Below are 18,948 nucleotides of genomic sequence, written 5' to 3'. Positions count from 1 at the left end.
GCGGCTTTCCCGTCCATCGCTCATTCGCGCGCGAGAACGCTCAGATGCCGTGCGGGTGACTCCGGCCCCCCGGGGGCTCGCGCGGGCACCTCCCGTGGCACATATCCGCAAAGGGCCCCATGGACCCGCCCACCGAGGCCGCCCCAGGGTCCCCGTGGTCCTGCTGAAGGAGGCCGCCCCATGGCATCGATCGCCTGCACTCCCCCGGTCCCGGCGCCCGGGGACGCCGCCGGACTCCGTGAACGGGCACGCGGCGCGCTGCTCGGCCTGGCGGTCGGTGACGCGCTGGGCGCGCCGGCGGAGAACCTCAGGCCCTCCGAGATCCGCGCGCGCTGGGGCCGCATCACCGGGTACGTCGCCGAGAAACCCTCCGGCACGGACGACACCGAGTACGCGATCTTCTCGGGTCTCCTGCTGGCCCGGCACGGCTCGGCGCTGACCCCGGCCCATGCGGAGGCGGCCTGGCACGAGTGGATCGCGGACCGGGCCGAGGGTCCCTTCCGGGGCGCCGGCTTCAGCGAACGCGGCACCCTGGAGAACCTCCGCCGGGGCCTGGCCGCGCCCATCTCGGCCCAGCACCGCCACGCCTGGAGCGACGGGCTGGCGATGCGGGCGGCACCCTTCGGGGTCTTCGCCGCCGGGCGCCCGGGGGAGGCGGCCCGGCTGGTGGCGATCGACGGCTCGATCAGCCACGAGGGCGAGGGCATCTACGGCGGCCAGGCGGTCGCGGCGGGCGTGGCGGCGGCGATGGCGGGAGCGCCGGTACCGGTGGTGGTCGCCTCCGCCCTCGCGGTGATCCCGGACGACTCCTGGACGGCCCGCTCGCTGCGCCGCGCGGTGGCGGTGGCCCACCGCGGCGAACGCGCGGTGCGCTCCGCGGTCGTCATCGGCGGCTATCCCTGGACCGACCTGGCCCCCGAGGCGGTCGCCCTCGCCTTCGGCGCGTACGCGGCGGCCGACGGCGACTTCCGCGAGGCGGTCCTGACAGCCGTCAACATGGGCCGTGACGCGGACACGACGGCGGCGGTGGCGGGCGCGCTGTCCGGCGCGGCCCAGGGCCTCAGCGCGATCCCGCCGGCCTGGGCCGCCGCCATCGGCCCGGCCCGCGGCCGCTGCCTGCCGTCCATGGCGGGCCACCACATCCTGGACGTGGCGGAGCTGCTGGTACCCGGCGAGGGCGGGAAGTGGGGGGCGGACATCGTCCTGCCGGAAGTCCTGCCGGAGCCCCTGCGGCAGGTGCCGATGGAGACCGACCCGCCCCCGCCCCTGCCGGCCGCCTCCCGGCCCACGGAGCCATTGCCGCCTCTGCCGCCCGGCGCCCAGGCGACCGAGCCGGACGGCGGGTGGGTGGAGGGGCAGGGGTCCAGGGAGCGGAGCGCCCTGGTGGGTGCCGGGAACTCCGGGCACCCGGACAGCGAGGGCCGGCCATGAGACCGCGCCGCATCGAGGGGCTCCTCCTCGGCCTCGCCGCGGGAGACGCCGCCGGCTGGCCCGCCGCACGGCACCGCGCCGCCCGGATGCCCGAGTGGACCCGCCGCCTGACCCGGGAACTGGACACGTTCGCCGAGCAGAACGCCACCACCACCCTCCCGGTACCGATCGCCCTCAACCAGCCCCCCGAGCCCCTCCGCCTCGGCCCTTCCGACGACGCCGAGTGGGCGGCCTTCGCCGCCGAGGCGGTCCTGCGCGCCGGCGACGACGACGTACTCGGCGACCTCAGCCGGGAGCGCCGTATGCGCGCCGCGATCGACCTCACCTGGACCGCCGTCGCCTCCGAGGTCGCCGCGGCGGCGGAACGCGCCCCGGAGATCGAGTCCGCCGTCCTCCCCCTGCGCGCCCGCATCTCCGTCCGCGCCGGCCTCGGCAACCTCGCCGCCGGTCTGCGCCCGCCCGCCACCGGCCACGACAACCCGCACTACTTCGACGACGCGGCGTGCGTGCGCGCCTGCGTCCTCGCGGTCGCCCACCCCGGCGACCCGCAAGGCGCCGCGGCCCTCGCCGAGTTCGACGCCCGCTACACCCAGGACGGCGACGGCGTGCACGGCGCCCGTGCGATGGCCGCGGCCCTGGCGCTGGCCCTGGCCGACGCGGACACCGGCACCTGTGTGACCGCCGCGCTCGCCGAACTCCCCGCGGACACGGAGATCGGCCGCAACACCCGCCACGCGCTCGCCCTGGCCGAGGACAGCGAGTCCGCCTTCGCCCTCGTCCCGCTGCTCGAACACCAGATCGTCGACCACGTCTACAGCTACGGCATCGCGGCCGCCGAGACCGTCCCCGTCGCCCTCGCCCTGGCCACCGCCGCCCGCGGCCGCATCGCCGAAGCCGTACCGGCAGCCGCCTGCCTGTCCCGGGTCGCGGACTCCGCCCCCGCCCTCGCGGGCGCGCTGACCGGCGCCCTCGGCGGCGGTGCGGCCGTCCCGCAGACCTGGCGGGACGCCTGCCGCACCCTGTCCGGCTGCGCCCTGCCCCGCCTCACCGGCACCGACCTGGTGGAACTCGCCGGACTCCTGGAAGCCGCGCAACCGGCCCACCCAGGAGGATGATTCGGGACATGACGCCCGAAGAACCCAAAGAGCCTGAAGGGCCCAGAGCGCCTGACGGACCCGGAGCGCTGGAACGACCCGCGGAAGAAGCGGGTGGTGAGCCGCTCGCGCACGGTCTCGACGAACGGATCACCGGCGCCCTGGTCGGAGCCGCCGTCGGCGACGCCCTCGGCGGCCCGGTCGAGGGCTACTCCCCCGACCAGATCACCGAACGTCACGGCGGCCGAGTCCACGGCATCGTCGGCCCCTGGCACGGCGACGCCTGGCGCACCGCCCGCCCCATCGCCCCGTACCACAAGGGCGACGGCCACGTCACCGACGACACCTTGATGACGCAGGCGCTGGTCCGGGTCTACGACCGCGTCCGCGACCACCTCGACGCGTACGCGATCGCCGACCACCTGGTCCCGGACCTGATGACCAACCCCCGGTGGATCCCGGAACTGGAGACCGAGACGCTGCCGCTGCACCGCGTCTTCCTCGCCGAGAAGTGGCTGGTGGCCCGGCTCGCCTACGGCCACGCCGACCCCCGGGAGGCAGGTGCCGGCAACATCGTCAACTGCGGCGCGGCGATGTACATGGCCCCCGTCGGCCTGGTCAACGCCGCCAATCCGGCAGCCGCCTACGCCGAGGCACTGGACCTCGCCGGTGCGCACCAGTCGTCGTACGGCCGGGAGGCGGCCGGCGTACTCGCCGCGGGCGTGGCCGCCGCCACCGTACCGGGCGCGACCCCGGACTCGGTCGTGACCGCCTGCCTGTCCCTGGCGAAGGACGGCACCCGCACGGCGATCGAGAAGGTCTGCGAAGTCGCCGCGCGGCACCGGGACTTCGAGTCGGCGCTCGGTCCGCTGCGGGCGGCGGTGGCCCCGTACGACACGGTCGGCCCGGACTACCGCGCCCCCTCCCTCGCCGCCCGCCGCCCCTCCCGCCTCCACTCCATCGAGGAACTCCCCATCGCCCTGGGCATGCTGCTGGTCTCCGGCGGCGACTACCGGCACGCCGTCCTCGGCTCGGTCAACTACGGCCGCGACTGCGACTCGATCGCCACGATGGCCGGTGCCCTCGCGGGCGCTCTCGGCTCACCCGTTCCCGAGGAGTGGTCCAAGACCGTCGCGGAGGCGAGCCGTCTGGACCTCTGGGAGCCGGCCCGCACGCTCACCACGGTCACCCGCGAGATCTTCGCACGGGACGTACGCCGCCGACGCGCCCATGAGCGGGCGTTCACCGCGCTCGGAGGCCGACCGTGCTCCGACTGACCTGGGTCCAGCCGGAGGACCTGCTGGGCCACGAACTGCGCCAGGCGCGCCTGGACGGCCGGGAGCCTTCGGCGATCGAGGCGAGATGGCGAGCGGCGGGCGGCCCGGACGCCCCGGAACGAGCGGGAGCCTCCCCCCACCGGGCGGCCCGCTACCTGCGCCTCCTGGCGGAGGAGCTCCTGGACGAACTCGCCGACCTGCCCGGCAGATGGACGGATGACGAGCCGACGGACCTGCCCGGGATCAGGGCCGCGTGCCCGGACTGGCCCACCGTACGGCTCTCCGGCCGGCCCGCCCCGGCCGCACTGGAAGCCGCCTGGCTGGGCCGGGCCATCGGCTGCCTGCTCGGCAAGCCGGTCGAGAAACTCCCCCTGGACGGCATCCGCGCCCTGGCCCGAGCCGCCGGCAACTGGCCCCTCGCCGCCTACTTCACCGCCAAGGGCGTCCCCCGGGACCTCCTCGACCACTACCCCTGGAACCGCCGCTCGGCCCCGACCTCCCTCGCCGAGAACATCGACGGCATGCCCCAGGACGACGACCTCGACTACCCGCTCCTGAACCTCCTTCTCCTCCAGCGCCACGGCAAGTCCTTCACCACCACGGACGTGGCCCGGCTCTGGCTGGACGAACTCCCGGCCGGCCGCGCCTTCACCGCCGAACGCATCGCCTACCGCAACCTCCTGGGCGGCATCGAGCCCCCGCACACGGCCCGCCACCGCAACCCGTTCCGTGAGTGGATCGGCGCCCTGATCCGCGCCGACGTGCACGGCTGGACCAACCCGGGCGACCCGGCCGGCGCCGCCGAACAGGCGCACCGCGACGCGGTCCTCACCCACACCGCCAACGGCGTCTACGCGGCGATGTTCAGCGCCGCCGTCATCGCCACCGCCGCCACGGGAACCCACGACGTCCACGCCTGCCTGCGCGCCGGCCGCACGGTGATCCCGCCCCGCTCCCGCCTGGCGAGGGCGATCGACCACGCGGTCCGGCTGGCCGGGACGACGGAGCACTTCGACGAGGTCGTGGACGAACTCCACGCCACCTACGCCCCCGCCCACCACTGGGTGCACGCCCTTCCCAACACGGCCCTGATCGCCGCCGCCCTCACCCACGCGGACGGCGACTTCACCGGCTCCGTCTGCCGTGCGGTGTCCGGGGGCTGGGACACCGATTCCAACGGCGCCACGGCCGGCGGCATCGCCGGGCTCCTCGCGGGCGCGCCCTCCGCGCTGCCCGACCACTGGCGGGCCCCGCTGAAGAACCGGCTCGCCACCACCGTCGCCGACTTCTACGGCACCGGCTTCGACTCCCTCGCCCACCTCACCCACCTGGAGGCGACCCGCTCATGACCCACATCGCCGTCCTCGGCAGCACGAACATGGACCTCGTCACCTACGTCACCAAGGCCCCGCAGCGCGGCGAGACCGTGACGGGACGGGAGTTCCGTACGATCCCCGGCGGCAAGGGCGCCAACCAGGCGATCGCCGCGGCCCGCGCCGGCGCCACCGTCTCGATGATCGGCGCGGTCGGCAACGACGCCTTCGGTTTGCGCCTGCGCGACACCCTCGAACACTCCGGTGTGGACACCGACTCCCTGCGCACCGTCGAGGGCCCCTCCGGCACCGCGCACATCGTCGTGGACGACGAAGGCGGCAACTCCATCGTCGTCATCCCCGGCGCGAACGGCACCGTCGACCACCTCTCCCCCGGCGACGAGGGAGTGATCGCCTCCGCCGACGCCCTGCTGCTCCAGCTGGAGATCCCGCTCGCGGCCGTCGTCGCGGGCGCGGAGGCGGCCCGCCGGCACGGTGTCCGTACGGTCCTCACCCCGTCCCCCGCCCAGACGCTGCCACCCGGCCTCCTCGCCGCGACCGACCTGTTGGTGCCCAACGAGTACGAGGCGGTGACCCTCACCGGCCGCACCGACCCGCGCGAGGCGGCCACCGCCCTGCTGGACCTGGTCCCTGAGGTCGTCGTCACCCTGGGCGCGACCGGCAGCCTGTACCTGGCCCGGGGCACCGAGCCACTCGTGGTGCCCGCGCCCCGGGTGACCGCCGTCGACTCCACGGGCGCGGGCGACACCTTCGCCGGCGCGCTCGTGGTCGCCCTCGCCGAGGAGAAACCGGTACGGGAGGCCCTGTCCTGGGCGGCCGCCGCGGCGGCGATCTCCGTCCAGCGGGCGGGGGCGTCGGTGTCGATGCCGTACCGCCCCGAGATCGAGGCGCAGTACAGCGCATGAGTACGACGACACATACGCCCCCGGCCCTGGACGGTCTGCGGGTCCTGGACCTCGCGACCCTGTTCGCCGGCCCGATGGCCGCCACGCTGCTCGGTGACTTCGGCGCCGAGGTGATCAAGGTCGAGCATCCCCGCCGGCCCGACCCCTCACGCGGACACGGCCCGGCCAAGCACGGTGTCGGCCTGTGGTGGAAGGTGCTCGGCCGCAACAAGCGGACCCTGACCCTCGACCTGTCCACGCCCGGCGGCCGCGCCACCCTCCTCCGGCTGGCCGCCACCGCCGATGTGGTGATCGAGAACTTCCGCCCCGGCACCCTGGAGAAATGGGACCTCGGCTGGGACGAACTGTGCGCGGCCAATCCCCGGCTGGTCCTGGCCCGGGTGACCGCCTTCGGCCAGTTCGGGCCGTACGCGCACCGCCCCGGCTTCGGCACCCTCGCCGAGGCGATGAGCGGCTTCGCCGCGATCACCGGGGAGCCGGACGCGCCGCCGACGCTCCCGCCCTTCGGTCTCGCGGACTCGGTCGCGGGCCTGGCGACCGCGTACGCCGTGCTGACCGCGCTGGCCGCGCGGGAGCACACGGGTGCGGGGCAGGTGGTCGACATGGCGATCATCGAGCCGATCCTGTCGGTCCTCGGCCCGCAGCCCACCTGGTACGACCAGCTCGGCTATGTGCAGGAACGCACCGGCAACCGGTCCCCGAACAACGCCCCGCGCAACATCTACCGGACCGCCGACGGTGCCTGGGTCGCCGTCTCCACCTCCGCGCAGTCGGTCGCCGAACGGGTGATGCGCCTGGTGGGCCGCCCGGAGCTGATCGAGGAACCGTGGTTCGCCACGGGCGCGGACCGGGCCGCCCACGCCGACGTGCTGGACGAGGCGGTCGGCTCCTGGATCGCCGCCCGCGCCCGCACCGAAGTCCTGGCCGCCTTCGAGAAGGCGGAGGCGGCGGTGGCCCCGATCCAGGACGTCCGGGACGTCCTGGCGGACCCCCAGTACCAGGCCCTGGACACGGTCACCACCCTCGCCGACCCCGAACTGGGCCCGCTGCGGATGCAGAACGTCCTCTTCCGGCTCTCCTCGACCCCCGGCGCGATCCGCTGGGCCGGCCGCCCGCACGGCGCCGACACGGACGCCGTGCTCACCGAGCTGGGCCTCGGCCCGGCCGACATCGCCGCCCTGCGCGCGGAGGGCGCCCTGTGACCCGGACCCCGCTGACCTGGCTCTACGTCCCCGGCGACCGCCCGCACGTCGTGACCAGGGCACTGGCCGCGGGCGCCGACGTGGTGGTGGTCGACTTGGAGGACGCGGTCGCCCCGGACCGCAAGGAGTACGCCCGCGCGGCCACGGCCGACCTCCTCTCCGCGCCCCAGCCGGTCCCGGTGCACGTCCGCGTCAACGCCCTGGACGGTCCCTGGGCGGCCGCGGACCTCACGGCAGTGGCCGCGCTGCCGGGCGTGTCCGGGCTACGGCTGCCGAAGGTGACCTCGCCCGACCAGATCAGGCAGGTCGCCGTGGCCACGCCCCTGCCCCTGTACGCCCTGCTGGAGTCGGCCCTCGGCATCGAGCACGCCTACACGATCGCCGGGGCGCACCCGTCCCTGCGGGGCATCTCCCTGGGCGAGGCCGACCTCCGGGCCGACCTGGGCGTACGCGCCGACGCGGGCCTCGACTGGCCCCGCTCCCGCGTGGTCGTCGCCGCCCGCGCGGCAGGGCTCGCCCCGCCGCCCCAGTCCGTCCACCCCGACATCCGTGACCTGGACGGCCTCGCCGCGTCCAGCGCCCACGGCCGCGCGCTCGGCTTCCTGGGCCGTGCGGCGATCCACCCGCGGCAGCTTCCGGTCATCGAGCGGGCGTATCTGCCCACCCCGGCGGAGATCGAGCGGGCCGAGACGATCATCAAGGCAGCGGCAACGGAGCAGGGCGCCCAGGCCCTTCCCGACGGCCGTTTCATCGACGCGGCGGTGGTGGCCATGGCCCAGCGGACTCTCTCCCTGGCGCGCAGGGGATGACGGCCGCGACCCGTGCGGTGCCGGACTCACGCCGGCCAGTCGCCCGCACGCGCCGAGGGCGCCCGGAAATTCCGGGCGCCCTCGGCGTCGTACCACGACCGGTCAGCTCTTTTTCGCCGGCTTCGCCTCGTCCTCGGCGGCTTCCACGGCATCCGCCTCGGCGCGGTTTTCGGCGTGGGCCTCGGCCTTGTCCTCGGCCTCGGTCTCCGCCGTGCCGTCGGCCTCATCGCCGGAGGCACCCGGCGTCTCGGCGGCCACCGGCTCGACCACGGCCTCCCGCCCCGGACGCTTCTTCGACGACACCACGATGTACGTCACCGCCAGCAGGAAGACGACCAGCGCGGTCCAGTCGTTGAGGCGCAGGCCCAGGATGTGGTGGGCGTCGTCCACCCGCATGTACTCGATCCAGCCGCGGCCCACGCAGTACGCGGCGACGTACAGGGCGAACGCCCGGCCGTGGCCCAGCGTGAAGCGACGGTCGGCCCAGATGACGAGGAGGCCGACGCCGACGCACCACAGGGACTCGTAGAGGAAGGTCGGGTGGTAGTAGCCCGGCACCCGGCCGCCCTCGCCGGAGGTGATGTGCAGTGCCCACGGAACATGCGTCTCGCGGCCGTACAGCTCCTGGTTGAACCAGTTCCCCCAGCGGCCGATGGCCTGCGCGAACGCGATGCCCGGCGCGACGGCGTCGGCGTACGCGGGCATCGGGATACCCCGGCGCCGCGCGCCGATCCACGCGCCCAGCGCACCGAGCGCGATCGCGCCCCAGATGCCCAGGCCGCCCTCCCACACCTTGAAGGCGTCGACCCAGTCACGGCCCTCGCTGAAGTACAGCTCGTAGTCCGTGATCACGTGGTAGAGCCGGCCGCCGACCAGGCCGAACGGCACGGCCCAGACCGCGATGTCGGCGACCGTGCCGGGCCGTCCGCCGCGGCCGATCCAGCGCTTGTTGCCGAGCCAGACGGCAACGAAGACGCCGATGATGATGCAGAAGGCGTAGCCGCGCAGCGGGATGGGGCCGAGATACAGCACCCCGTGCGACGGGCTGGGAATGTAGGCAAGTTCCATGGCAGGTCCGACGCTACCGTGCCGGACCGTGGGGACGGCAAGCAGCCCGGCTACGGGTCCATAACGGGGGCCTTGTTCAGCGCCTCCACCATCTGCTTGAGCTTGGCCGGGGTCATCGTCTGGTCCTGGTAGAGGTTCTTGCCGCCCAGCAGGACCGTCGGTGTGCCGGTGTAGCCGCCGGACTGGAAGGCCTTGTGGGACTTGGTCACCCAGGTGTTGTGGGTGCCGTCCTTCACGCACTTCCGGAAGGCGGGCGTGTCCAGGCCGCTCACCTTGCCGGCCAGCTCGATCAGCTTGGCGTCGCCGGCGTAGGCGTCGTCGGTCTCCTTGGGCTGGTTGGCGTACAGCACGTCGTGGTACTCGCGGAACTTCCCGGCGTCCTGGGCGCAGGCCGCGGCGTTGCCCGCGTGCAGGGATCCGCTGCCGCCGAGGTTGCCGTCGATCAGCCGGACGAGGTGGTACTCGATCCTGAGCTTGCCGGCGTCGGACAGTTCGTGGAGCGTCGGCCGGTACGCCGTCTCGAAGGCCTGGCAGGCCGGGCAGCGGAAGTCCTCCCAGACGGTGAGCGTCGACTTGGCGCCGTCCTTGCCGACCGGGATCGCGAGGCTGTCCTTGCCCTGCGCGCCCGAGGGCGCCACGACCGGGCCCGCGCTGCTCCCCTTGTCCTTGCCCGCGTTCGCGGCGACCACGCCGATCACCGCCGCGAGGCCGAGGACGCAGACGACGCTCGCGCCCACGATCAGTGTGCGCCGCCGCTTCTCCGCGGCCTTCTGCTTCTCGCGCTCGACCGTCAGCCGCTCCCGGGCCGTGCGCTTTCCGTCACGGTTCTTCTCGCTCACACCCCCAGAACGAACCGGGGAGGCGCAGCGCGCCTCCCCGGCCTGAGGTCCACCCGTTCGAGTGACCGAATATTCCGTTGTGAACGGCTACGGACGATTACGGCGGCTACGCCTGCCCGCGCACGCCCTTCGCCAGCTCACCGGCCAGCTCACGGACCGCGTCGAGGCCCCGGGCGTGGTCCGGGGCGTCCAGCATCCGCTTGACGAACGCCGAGCCCACGATGACGCCGTCGGCGAAGCCGGCGACCTCGGCGGCCTGGAGCGCGTCGGAGACGCCGAGCCCGACACAGACGGGCAGTTCGGTGCCGGTGGCGCGGGTGCGCTCGACCAGGTCCTGGGCCTGCGCGCCGACGGACTCACGGGTGCCGGTGACGCCCATGAGCGAGGCGGCGTAGACGAAGCCGCTGCCCGCCGCGGTGATCCGGGCGAGCCGCTCGTCCTTGCTGCTCGGCGCCACGACGAAGACGGTCGCGAGGCCGTGCTTCTCGGCGTGCTCCCGCCACAGGGCCGACTCCTGGACCGGCAGGTCGGGCAGGATGCAGCCCGCGCCGCCCGCCTCGGCCAGCTCGGCGGTGAAGCGCTCGACGCCGTAGCGGTCGACCGGATTCCAGTACGTCATGACCAGGACGGGCTTGCCGGTGGCCGCGTGGGCCTCCCGCACCGTGCGCATGACGTCCGCGATCCTGACGCCGCCGCGCAGGGCGATGTCGTCGGCGGTCTGGATGACGGGGCCGTCCAGGACGGGGTCGCTGTGCGGCAGCCCCACCTCCACGACATCCGCCCCGCCGTCGAAGACGGCCTTGATCGCCTCGATGCCGCCGTCCACGGTCGGGAAGCCGGCCGGGAGGTAGGCGATGAGCGCGGACCGGCCCTCGGCCTTGGCGGCGGCGAGGGTGTCCGACAGCAGCCGGCCGTTCCCTCCGGTCGATGCAGCCCCGCTCACTTGGCGTCCCCCTCGATCTCGGCGGTGTCGGCTTCGTTGGCGGCCACCTCGGCGTCGGTGTCGTAGAGGCCGAAGTAGCGGGCGGCGGTGTCCATGTCCTTGTCGCCGCGGCCGGACAGGTTGACGACGATCAGGCCGTCCTTGCCCAGCTCCCTGCCGACCTCCAGGGCGCCGGCGAGGGCGTGGGCGCTCTCGATGGCCGGGATGATGCCCTCGGTGCGCGACAGCAGACGCAGGGCCTGCATGGCCGCGTCGTCGGTGACCGCGCGGTACTCGCCGCGGCCGGAGTCCTTCAGGTAGGAGTGCTCGGGGCCGATGCCCGGGTAGTCCAGACCGGCCGAGATCGAGTACGGCTCGGTGATCTGGCCCTCCTCGTCCTGCAGGACGTAGGACCGGGAGCCGTGCAGGATGCCGGGCTCGCCCGCGGTGAGGGTCGCGGCGTGCTCCCCCGTCTCGATGCCGTGTCCGGCGGGCTCGCAGCCGATGAGCCGGACGCCCTCGTCGGGGATGAAGGCGTGGAAGAGGCCGATGGCGTTGGAGCCGCCGCCGACGCAGGCGACGGCCGCGTCGGGGAGGCGGCCGGCGCGCTCCAGCAGCTGGCGGCGGGCCTCGACGCCGATGACCCGGTGGAAGTCGCGGACCATGGCCGGGAAGGGGTGCGGGCCGGCGACCGTGCCGAACAGGTAGTGGGTGCGGTCGACGTTGGCGACCCAGTCGCGGAACGCCTCGTTGATGGCGTCCTTCAGGGTGCGGCTGCCGGACTTCACGGCGACGACCTCGGCGCCGAGCATGCGCATGCGGGCCACGTTGAGGGCCTGGCGCTGGGTGTCGATCTCGCCCATGTAGATGGTGCATTCGAGGCCGAAGAGCGCGCAGGCGGTGGCCGTGGCGACACCGTGCTGGCCGGCGCCGGTCTCGGCGATGACCCGCGTCTTGCCCATCCGCCTGGTGAGCAGGGCCTGGCCGAGAACGTTGTTGATCTTGTGGGAGCCGGTGTGGTTGAGGTCCTCGCGCTTGAGGAACACCCGGGCGCCACCGGCGTGTTCGGCGAACCTCGGCACCTCGGTGAGGGCGCTGGGGCGGCCGGTGTAGTGGACGAGCAGGTCGTCGAGCTCGCGGGCGAACTCGGGGTCGGCCTTCGCCTTGTCGTACTCGACGGCGACCTCGTCCACGGCGGCGACCAGGGCCTCCGGGATGAACTTGCCGCCGAACGCGCCGAAGTAGCCCTCGGCGCTGGGAACTTGACCGCTGGGGTCGGGGATGAAGAACTCGCTGGGCATACGGATACCTCGCAGGGGCGTGCGCCCCGGGGTCGCTGGACTTGGGGTACGAGTACGCGTGCGCTGCCCCCGACGGTGCTCTCCCACCGAGTCGGCCGGTGGGTGGCGGGGGTTCGGATCAAGCGGCGTTCGCAACGGAACGCCGGCTCAGCCGGCGCACGCGGGGCCGCGCCATCGCATGCCGTTCACCTGGCCGGGCTCGTCGCCGATCACATAGCGGACCCGCCGCCCGTGCACCCGTCGCGCGGGGGCACGGCAGCCACGGGGCCGGCAGCCACGGGCGAGGCGGGCATACGGGTCCCGCGTCGCCGGGGTGATCGGAAGCATCATCGTGAGCCAGGTCAGCCGGGGAGCCTCAGCTCCGCCCGTGCCGCAGTGCGGGGTGTTCGCCCGCGGCGACCAGGTCGGAGACGGCGGCCTTCGGGTCGCGCCCGGTGACGAGGGACTCGCCGACCAGCACCGCGTCGGCGCCGGCGTTGGCGTAGGCGATCAGATCGTGCGGTCCGCGCACCCCGGACTCGGCCACCTTGACGATGCTGCCCGGGATCTCCGGGGCGATCCGCTCGAACGTGCCGCGGTCGACCTCCAGCGTCTTCAGGTTGCGCGCGTTGACGCCGATGACCTTGGCGCCCGCGTCCACGGCCCGCTCGGCCTCGTCCTCGTCGTGCACCTCGACCAGCGGGGTGAGTCCGATGGAGACGGCACGCTCGATCAGCGACTCCAGAGCCGGCTGGTCCAGGGCGGCGACGATCAGCAGCGCGAGATCGGCGCCGTAGGCCCGGGCCTCCCACAGCTGGTACGACGTGACGATGAAGTCCTTGCGCAGGACGGGGATGTCCACCCGCGCGCGGACGGCTTCCAGGTCGGCCAGCGAGCCGCCGAAGCGGCGCTGTTCGGTGAGGACGGAGATGACGGCCGCGCCACCCGCCTCGTAGTCCGCGGCGAGCCCCGCCGGATCGGCGATCGCGGCGAGCGCGCCCTTGGAGGGGCTGGAGCGCTTGACCTCGCAGATCACCTTGACGCCGTCGCCCTTGAGCGCGGCCACCCCGTCCTTGGCGGGCCGGGCCTTGGCCGCGCGCTCCTTGAGCTCGTCGAGGCTGACGCGTGCCTGCCGCTCCGCGAGGTCGGCACGGACTCCGTCGATGATCTCGTCGAGCACACTCACGCGAGCGGCCCCCTTCCTGGCGGTGATTCCCTCGGGTTCTGCAAACCCGTAGTCACTGCGATGGTATCCGCAGGAGCGCGCGGGCCTCGCATCCGGTGGATGGCGGTCCCACTACCTGGACATTTCGGCGGCGGGTCAAGGACGCAGCCGGCTGCCGGGCGGAAGGTTGCGGACCACGGTGAAGACCAGCAGCAGCGCGCCGATCGCCCACAGCCGCGCCGGTCCCGGGTCGAACCGCGCCGGCCTGCCGCGCACCGTGCGGATCACCCAGACGGTCCACAGCACCGCGCAGGTCACGTAGCCGGCCACGGCCATGGCGTTGTCCTGCAGTGCGGTCAGGAGGTCGCCGTGGACGAACGCGTGCGCGCTGCGCAGTCCGCCGCAGCCGGGGCAGTACAGGCCGGTGAGCCGGTACAGGGGGCAGACGGGGTAATGACCGGGTTCGCCGGGGTCGACGGCCCCGACGTAGGCGAAGGCTCCGGCGGCCGCCGTGAACAGCCCGGCCGGGACGGCGAGCCGCCGCCACACGGAGGCGGGCGGCGCGGGGGGCGGGGCCGTGCGGCTGTCGGCGTTCACGGCGGCATTCTGCCTCGCCGGACCGGCACGCGCGCGGTGAGCGGCCGGCCGGGCGACGCACGAGGACACACGACGAGGGGCGGCCCGCACCTTCCGGTGCCGGGCCGCCCCTCGCGGGAAGCCGTGGGGGTCAGCCCTCGACGCCGGCCGGCTCGCGGGTCGCGACGGGGGCCCGGTGCGGGAGGGCGCGCTCCTCCTTCGGCTGGCCGAGACCCATGGCACGCATGATGACGCCGACGACGCCACCGAGGACCACGATCACCATGCCGGCCCAGAAGCCGAGCGGCTGGGCCATCACCATGAAGGCGCCCGAGACGCAGAAACCGATGAAGGCGATGATGACGCCGGTCCAGGCGGCCGGGGTGTGACCGTGGCTGCTGCCCGCCATGACTTGCTCCTCGTTGCTGGTACGTGTCGTAGTACGTGTCCGTACGGTTCCGAGCCCGCCCGTCACTGTCCGAGCCGGACACTCGCCGTCCATTGTCCCGTACGCGTGCGGGTGCCGGACGCGGGGGTGGCGTCTGTTTCACCACATCCGGCGCGTGCCCGCGCGCCACCGGACCTGCCCGCCGGGGGCGCGCCCGCTCCGGTTCGCTCCGGTTCGCTTCCGTTCAGGCCCCCGTCGGGTCCTCGCCCCGGTCCAGGGCCTTCCAGATCTCCTCGGGGCGCTCCGGGTCGGCCGGCCGGGTCGTGCGGCGCGGGCGCTCGGTGCCGCGCTCGTAGCGGCCGGACATGGCGGGCCACAGGCTGCCGTAGCGCAGGGCGAGCAGACCGGCGAGCAGGATCAGGGCGCCGCCGACGGCCGTGACGTAGGGCCAGCCGGTGTGGCTGAGCGCGCCGACCGTGGCGGACGTGTCGCCGCTCGCCTGGGCCGCCTTCTCGTCCAGCGCGGAGCTGTCGGAGGCGGCCACGAGGGCGGCGGCGGCGATGCCGGCCCCGGAGAGCGCGAGCAGGGCGGCGACCAGACGGCGGCCGGCCCTGCGGACGGCGAAGACGGCGACGAGCGCGGCGAGGCCCACTATGGCGAGGGCCGCGGGGACGCCGGTGACGTCGCTGCCCTTCACGGTCAGCGGGAACGCGCCGCCGGCCACCGTCGCGGTGCCCTCCGCCCAGCGCTGCCGGGTCGCGAGCAGCGCCACGGCCGCGCCGAGGGCACCGCACAGGAGAGCCACGGCGAGGCTCCGCCGGCCGGACCGGACGGGGGCGGCGGCTTCGGAACGAGGGTCAGGTGCAGCAGTCACGTACTCCACTATCGCCTGAACCCCGGGCGAAGCGGCACCCGGGGTTCGTATGAGAAGCGCCCTACTTGCCCAGCCGGTTGGCGGTGTGCACCGCGCGCAGGACCGCGGCCGCCTTGTTGCGGCACTCCTGGTCCTCCGCCACCGGATCGGAGTCGGCGACGATGCCCGCTCCGGCCTGCACGTACGCCGTCCCGTCCCGCAGCAGGGCGGTACGGATGGCGATCGCGGTGTCGGAGTCGCCGGCGAAGTCCAGATAGCCGACGCAACCGCCGTACAGCCCGCGCCGCGACGGCTCCAGTTCGTCGATGATCCGCATCGCGCGCGGCTTGGGGGCGCCGGAGAGGGTGCCGGCCGGGAAGCACGCGGTGAGCACGTCGAAGGCCGTGCGGCCCGCGGCCACCTTGCCGGTGACGGTGGAGACGATGTGCATCACGTGCGAGTAGCGCTCGATGGACATGAAGTCGACCACCTCGACCGAGCCGGGCTCGCAGACCCGGCCGAGGTCGTTGCGGCCGAGGTCCACCAGCATCAGGTGCTCGGCGCGCTCCTTGGGGTCGGCGAGCAGTTCCTCGGCGAGGGCCTGGTCCTCCCGCGGGGTGGCCCCGCGGTGCCGGGTGCCGGCGATGGGGTGCACCATCGCGCGGCCGTCCTCGACCTTCACCAGGGCTTCCGGCGACGAGCCGACGACGTCGAACCCGTCGAAGCGGAAGAGGTACATGTACGGCGAGGGGTTGGTCGCCCTGAGGACCCGGTAGACGTCCAGCGCGCTCGCCGTGCACGGGGTCTCGAAACGCTGCGAGGGCACGACCTGGAAGGCCTCGCCCGCGCGGATGCGCTCCTTGATGTCCTCGACGGCCGCCCGGAAGTCCGGGCCGCCCCACAGCGCGGTGTACTCGGGCAGCTCGGAGGGCGGCAGGACGGCCGGGGGCTGGGCCACCGCACGCGTGAGGTCGGCCTCCATCGCGTCGAGGCGGGCCACTGCGTCGGCGTGGGCCTCGTCCACGCCGGTGTCGAGGTCGTTGTGGTTGATCGCGTTGGCGATCAGCAGGACCGAGCCCTCCCAGTGGTCCATGACCGCGAGATCGCTGGTGAGGAGCATGGTCAGCTCGGGCAGCCCGAGGTCGTCGCGCTCGCCGGGGCCGATCTTCTCCAGGCGGCGGACGATGTCGTAGCCGAGATAGCCGACCATGCCGCCGGTGAAGGGCGGCAGGCCCTCCTGGTGGGGGGTGTGCAGGGCCTGGATCGTGGCGCGCAGTGCCTGGAGCGGGTCGCCGTCGGTGGGGACGCCGACGGGCGGGGTGCCGAGCCAGTGGGCCTGTCCGTCCCGCGCGGTCAGCGTGGCGGCGCTGCGGACGCCCACGAACGAGTACCGGGACCAGGAGCGGCCGTTCTCCGCGGACTCCAGCAGGAAGGTGCCCGGGCGCTCGGCGGCGAGCTTGCGGTAGAGCGCGACCGGGGTGTCGCCGTCGGCGAGGAGCTTGCGTGTGACCGGGATGACTCGCCGGTCGGTGGCCAGCTTGCGGAAGGTCTCGAGGTCCATGGCCGCTGACCCTACTGATCCGAGGGGGACACGCCGGAATCGGCGTCCTTGACGAGGACGTCCTCGTCGAAGCAGGTGCGCGCGCCGGTGTGGCAGGCGGCGCCCACCTGGTCGACCTTGACCAGCACCGTGTCGGCGTCGCAGTCCAGGGCGACCGACTTCACCCACTGGAAGTGGCCGGAGGTGTCGCCCTTGACCCAGTACTCCTGGCGGCTGCGCGACCAGTAGGTGCAGCGGCCGGTGGTCAGGGTCCGGTGCAGCGCCTCGTCGTCCATCCAGCCCAGCATGAGCACCTCACCGGTGTCGTACTGCTGGGCGATGGCCGGGAGGAGTCCGTCGGTGCTGCGCTTGAGGCGCGCGGCGATCTCCGGGTCGAGGCTGCTGGGCCGGGGTGTACCGGTCGTACTGGTCATGGGTGCCATTGTGCCGCGCGGCACCGGCGGTCACGGTCCGTGTCCACTGTGCGGACCCGCCGAGCGGTCGTAGGCTGACCCCATGTCGACCTTCGCCAAGCGTGAACGGCTCCTGCTCGCCGACCTCTTGGAAACCGTGGGGCCGGACGCCGAGACCCTCTGCGAGGGCTGGCGGACCAGGGACCTCGCCGCGCACGTCGTCGTGCGCGAACGCCGCCCGGACGCGGCCGGGGGCACGCTGATCAAGCAGCTCGCGCCGCGCCTCGAGAAGGTGATGGCCGAGTACACCGCGAAGCCGTACGAGGAGCTGATCCAGCTGATCCGTACCGGCCCGCCGCGCTTCTCCCCCTTCCAGCTCAAACAGATCGACGAGGCGGCCAACATCGTCGAGTTCTACGTCCACACCGAGGACGTCCGCCGCGCCCAGCCGGACTGGAGCCCGCGGGAGCTGGACCCGGTCTTCCAGGACACGCTGTGGTCCCGGCTGGAGCGCACCGCGCGGCTGGTGGGCCGGGGCGTGCCGACGGGGCTGGTGCTGCGCCGCCCGGACGGTCAGACGGCGGTGGCGCACCGGGGTACTCCGGTGGTCACGGTGACCGGCGAGCCGGCCGAGCTGCTGATGTTCGCGTACGGCCGGCAGAACGCGGCCAAGGTGGACCTGGAGGGTGACGCGGACGCGATCGACACGCTGCACGAGTCCAGGCAGCTCGGCATCTGAGAGGGCCGCCCCATGATCAAGGTGGCGATGACCGGCGTGTACGTGGACGACGTGGCGAAGGCGCACGCCTTCTACACGCAGGTCCTCGGTTTCGAGACGCGGATCCACATGGACCTCGGGGACGGCACGCTGTTCGTCACCGTCGGGGCTCAGGGGGCCCAGCCGGATCTCCAGTTGCTGCTGGAGCCCGGGCAGGGCCCCATCGCGGAGCCGTACCGCGGAGCGCTGTACGAGGCGGGCATCCCGTGCATCGTCTTCTCCGTGGACGACCTCCGGGCGGAGCACGAGCGGCTGAGCGGCCTCGGTGTCCGGTTCACGCACGAGCCGCGGGAGCAGGGGCCGGTCCTCGCGGCGGTGTTCGACGACACGGTCGGCAATCTGGTGCAGCTGGTTCAGCCGACGGGGTGAGGTCAGCCGGGCAGTTCCGCGCGGCGCAGGCCCGGGACGGCGAGGGCGACGACCCCGCCGAGGCCGCAGACGACGGCGCTGACCACGAAGACGGGGCCGAGTCCCCATGCCCCGATCGCGCCGGCCGCGAACGGCATGCTCAGCGGGACGAGGCCGAGGCTGACCAGGCCGGCGACGGCGGTGACCCGGCCGAGGCAGGCGGGTCGGACCGGGTCTGCAGCAGGGCGCCGCACAGGGCGCCGCTGAGCCCGGCGAGCAGGCCCACGACGAGGGCCACCCCGACGGCGGCGGCGAGCGCGGGGACGAAGGCGAGGGCGCCGAGGGCCACGGAGCCCGCGACACAGGCGCACCCGGTGACCGGTCCGGCGCGGAGCACCCGGCCGCGCACGGTCAGCAGCAGTGAGGCGGCGCCCGCGCCGACGCCGAAACCGGCGAGCACCCAGCCCATTCCGGAGGCGCCCCAGCCGCGCCGGTCGGCGAGCAGGGTAAGACCGACGTTGAGCGGGCCGACGAAACCGAGGTCGCCGAGGGCGATGGCCGGCATCAGCGGGGCGAGGACGCGGTGACCCAATGGATGTGCGCAACTTCCTTTCGCATCTGGCTTCCGGGTCTAGGGCCTCTCGTTTGGATCATGCCGGGCTCGCGGGGCCTGGCACCGCACCTCGCCGCGTTGTCGTCGGTTGCCATGGCTCCGCCATGACGCCC

The 18,948-nt window shown here is 73.8% G+C and carries 20 protein-coding genes and 1 pseudogene; 9 read left to right on the top strand and 12 right to left on the bottom strand.

Annotation, left to right across the window (positions count from 1 at the left end; translation table 11 throughout):
• Positions 1 to 180: 180 nt before the first annotated feature.
• Genes AC07C1_RS19300 through AC07C1_RS19270 form a run of 7 tightly spaced genes read left to right on the top strand, consistent with a single transcriptional unit; the run spans position 181 to position 8,052 of the window.
• The gene (locus AC07C1_RS19300) at positions 181 to 1,431 is read left to right on the top strand and encodes an ADP-ribosylglycohydrolase family protein (RefSeq protein ID WP_478940469.1); all 1,251 of its coding nucleotides are present in this window, start codon (positions 181 to 183) and stop codon (positions 1,429 to 1,431) included.
• Positions 1,344 to 2,546 carry an ADP-ribosylglycohydrolase family protein gene (locus AC07C1_RS19295; RefSeq protein ID WP_478940468.1) on the top strand — a complete coding sequence of 401 codons (1,203 nt, stop codon included), beginning with the start codon at positions 1,344 to 1,346 and terminating at the stop codon, positions 2,544 to 2,546. The genes AC07C1_RS19300 and AC07C1_RS19295 overlap by 88 nt, the downstream gene beginning before the upstream one ends.
• An 8-nt stretch (positions 2,547 to 2,554) precedes the next feature.
• Positions 2,555 to 3,802, top strand: coding sequence for an ADP-ribosylglycohydrolase family protein (locus AC07C1_RS19290; protein ID WP_478940466.1), 1,248 nt, complete (start codon positions 2,555 to 2,557; stop codon positions 3,800 to 3,802).
• Positions 3,790 to 5,151: an ADP-ribosylglycohydrolase family protein gene (locus AC07C1_RS19285; RefSeq protein WP_478940464.1), complete on the top strand. Its 1,362-nt coding sequence runs from the start codon at positions 3,790 to 3,792 to the stop codon at positions 5,149 to 5,151. Before AC07C1_RS19290 ends, AC07C1_RS19285 begins: the two co-directional genes overlap by 13 nt.
• Positions 5,148 to 6,041 carry a ribokinase gene (gene rbsK / locus AC07C1_RS19280; protein WP_478940463.1) on the top strand — a complete coding sequence of 298 codons (894 nt, stop codon included), beginning with the start codon at positions 5,148 to 5,150 and terminating at the stop codon, positions 6,039 to 6,041. Before AC07C1_RS19285 ends, rbsK begins: the two co-directional genes overlap by 4 nt.
• The gene (locus AC07C1_RS19275; protein ID WP_478940462.1) at positions 6,038 to 7,243 is read left to right on the top strand and encodes a CaiB/BaiF CoA transferase family protein; all 1,206 of its coding nucleotides are present in this window, start codon (positions 6,038 to 6,040) and stop codon (positions 7,241 to 7,243) included. The genes rbsK and AC07C1_RS19275 overlap by 4 nt, the downstream gene beginning before the upstream one ends.
• Positions 7,240 to 8,052 (top strand): HpcH/HpaI aldolase/citrate lyase family protein, encoded by an 813-nt coding sequence (locus tag AC07C1_RS19270; protein WP_478940460.1) that lies wholly within the window; start codon positions 7,240 to 7,242, stop codon positions 8,050 to 8,052. Before AC07C1_RS19275 ends, AC07C1_RS19270 begins: the two co-directional genes overlap by 4 nt.
• A gap of 102 nt (positions 8,053 to 8,154) precedes the next feature.
• Here AC07C1_RS19270 and lgt read toward each other — a convergent pair whose 3' ends face one another.
• The 11 genes from lgt to hisI form a co-directional block, all read right to left on the bottom strand.
• Complete coding sequence (lgt, locus tag AC07C1_RS19265; RefSeq protein WP_478940458.1) at positions 8,155 to 9,120, bottom strand: prolipoprotein diacylglyceryl transferase; 966 nt, start codon at positions 9,118 to 9,120, stop codon at positions 8,155 to 8,157.
• 50 nt (positions 9,121 to 9,170) lie between these two features.
• Positions 9,171 to 9,959, bottom strand: a complete 789-nt coding sequence (locus tag AC07C1_RS19260) for a DsbA family protein (RefSeq protein ID WP_478940456.1) — start codon at positions 9,957 to 9,959, stop codon at positions 9,171 to 9,173.
• A gap of 106 nt (positions 9,960 to 10,065) precedes the next feature.
• A complete protein-coding gene (gene trpA / locus AC07C1_RS19255; RefSeq protein ID WP_478940454.1) occupies positions 10,066 to 10,902 on the bottom strand; it encodes a tryptophan synthase subunit alpha in 837 nt (278 codons plus the stop codon).
• Entirely contained in the window at positions 10,899 to 12,182 is a 1,284-nt protein-coding gene (gene trpB, locus AC07C1_RS19250; RefSeq protein WP_478940453.1) for a tryptophan synthase subunit beta, read from the bottom strand. The genes trpA and trpB overlap by 4 nt, the downstream gene beginning before the upstream one ends.
• A 147-nt stretch (positions 12,183 to 12,329) precedes the next feature.
• Positions 12,330 to 12,509, bottom strand: coding sequence for a tryptophan biosynthesis modulator TrpM (gene trpM / locus AC07C1_RS19245; protein ID WP_478940856.1), 180 nt, complete (start codon positions 12,507 to 12,509; stop codon positions 12,330 to 12,332).
• A gap of 28 nt (positions 12,510 to 12,537) precedes the next feature.
• Positions 12,538 to 13,347 carry an indole-3-glycerol phosphate synthase TrpC gene (gene trpC, locus AC07C1_RS19240; RefSeq protein WP_478940451.1) on the bottom strand — a complete coding sequence of 270 codons (810 nt, stop codon included), beginning with the start codon at positions 13,345 to 13,347 and terminating at the stop codon, positions 12,538 to 12,540.
• Positions 13,348 to 13,482: 135 nt separating this feature from the next.
• Positions 13,483 to 13,923 carry a DUF2752 domain-containing protein gene (locus AC07C1_RS19235; protein ID WP_478940449.1) on the bottom strand — a complete coding sequence of 147 codons (441 nt, stop codon included), beginning with the start codon at positions 13,921 to 13,923 and terminating at the stop codon, positions 13,483 to 13,485.
• Between the two features lie 130 nt (positions 13,924 to 14,053).
• Entirely contained in the window at positions 14,054 to 14,311 is a 258-nt protein-coding gene (locus tag AC07C1_RS19230; RefSeq protein ID WP_478940447.1) for an HGxxPAAW family protein, read from the bottom strand.
• A 223-nt stretch (positions 14,312 to 14,534) separates the two neighbouring features.
• Entirely contained in the window at positions 14,535 to 15,173 is a 639-nt protein-coding gene (locus AC07C1_RS19225; protein ID WP_478940445.1) for a TIGR02234 family membrane protein, read from the bottom strand.
• 52 nt (positions 15,174 to 15,225) lie between these two features.
• The gene (locus AC07C1_RS19220) at positions 15,226 to 16,704 is read right to left on the bottom strand and encodes an anthranilate synthase component I (protein ID WP_478940443.1); all 1,479 of its coding nucleotides are present in this window, start codon (positions 16,702 to 16,704) and stop codon (positions 15,226 to 15,228) included.
• 11 nt (positions 16,705 to 16,715) lie between these two features.
• Positions 16,716 to 17,117 carry a phosphoribosyl-AMP cyclohydrolase gene (hisI, locus tag AC07C1_RS19215; RefSeq protein ID WP_478940441.1) on the bottom strand — a complete coding sequence of 134 codons (402 nt, stop codon included), beginning with the start codon at positions 17,115 to 17,117 and terminating at the stop codon, positions 16,716 to 16,718.
• 82 nt (positions 17,118 to 17,199) lie between these two features.
• Between hisI and AC07C1_RS19210 the strand changes: the two genes are divergently transcribed.
• Together AC07C1_RS19210 and AC07C1_RS19205 are read left to right on the top strand one after the other, a co-directional pair.
• Positions 17,200 to 17,835 carry a TIGR03085 family metal-binding protein gene (locus tag AC07C1_RS19210; RefSeq protein ID WP_478940439.1) on the top strand — a complete coding sequence of 212 codons (636 nt, stop codon included), beginning with the start codon at positions 17,200 to 17,202 and terminating at the stop codon, positions 17,833 to 17,835.
• Between the two features lie 12 nt (positions 17,836 to 17,847).
• The gene (locus tag AC07C1_RS19205) at positions 17,848 to 18,243 is read left to right on the top strand and encodes a VOC family protein (RefSeq protein ID WP_478940437.1); all 396 of its coding nucleotides are present in this window, start codon (positions 17,848 to 17,850) and stop codon (positions 18,241 to 18,243) included.
• A gap of 2 nt (positions 18,244 to 18,245) precedes the next feature.
• Here AC07C1_RS19205 and AC07C1_RS19200 read toward each other — a convergent pair.
• Positions 18,246 to 18,808, bottom strand: a pseudogene (locus tag AC07C1_RS19200) (MFS transporter); the annotation flags it as partial.
• Between the last annotated feature and the right edge of the window lie 140 nt (positions 18,809 to 18,948).

Source organism: Streptomyces sp. NPDC045022 (assembly GCF_056432605.1).
Note: the sequence above shows the minus strand (reverse complement) of the source record. Positions and strands in the feature narration are given on the sequence as shown.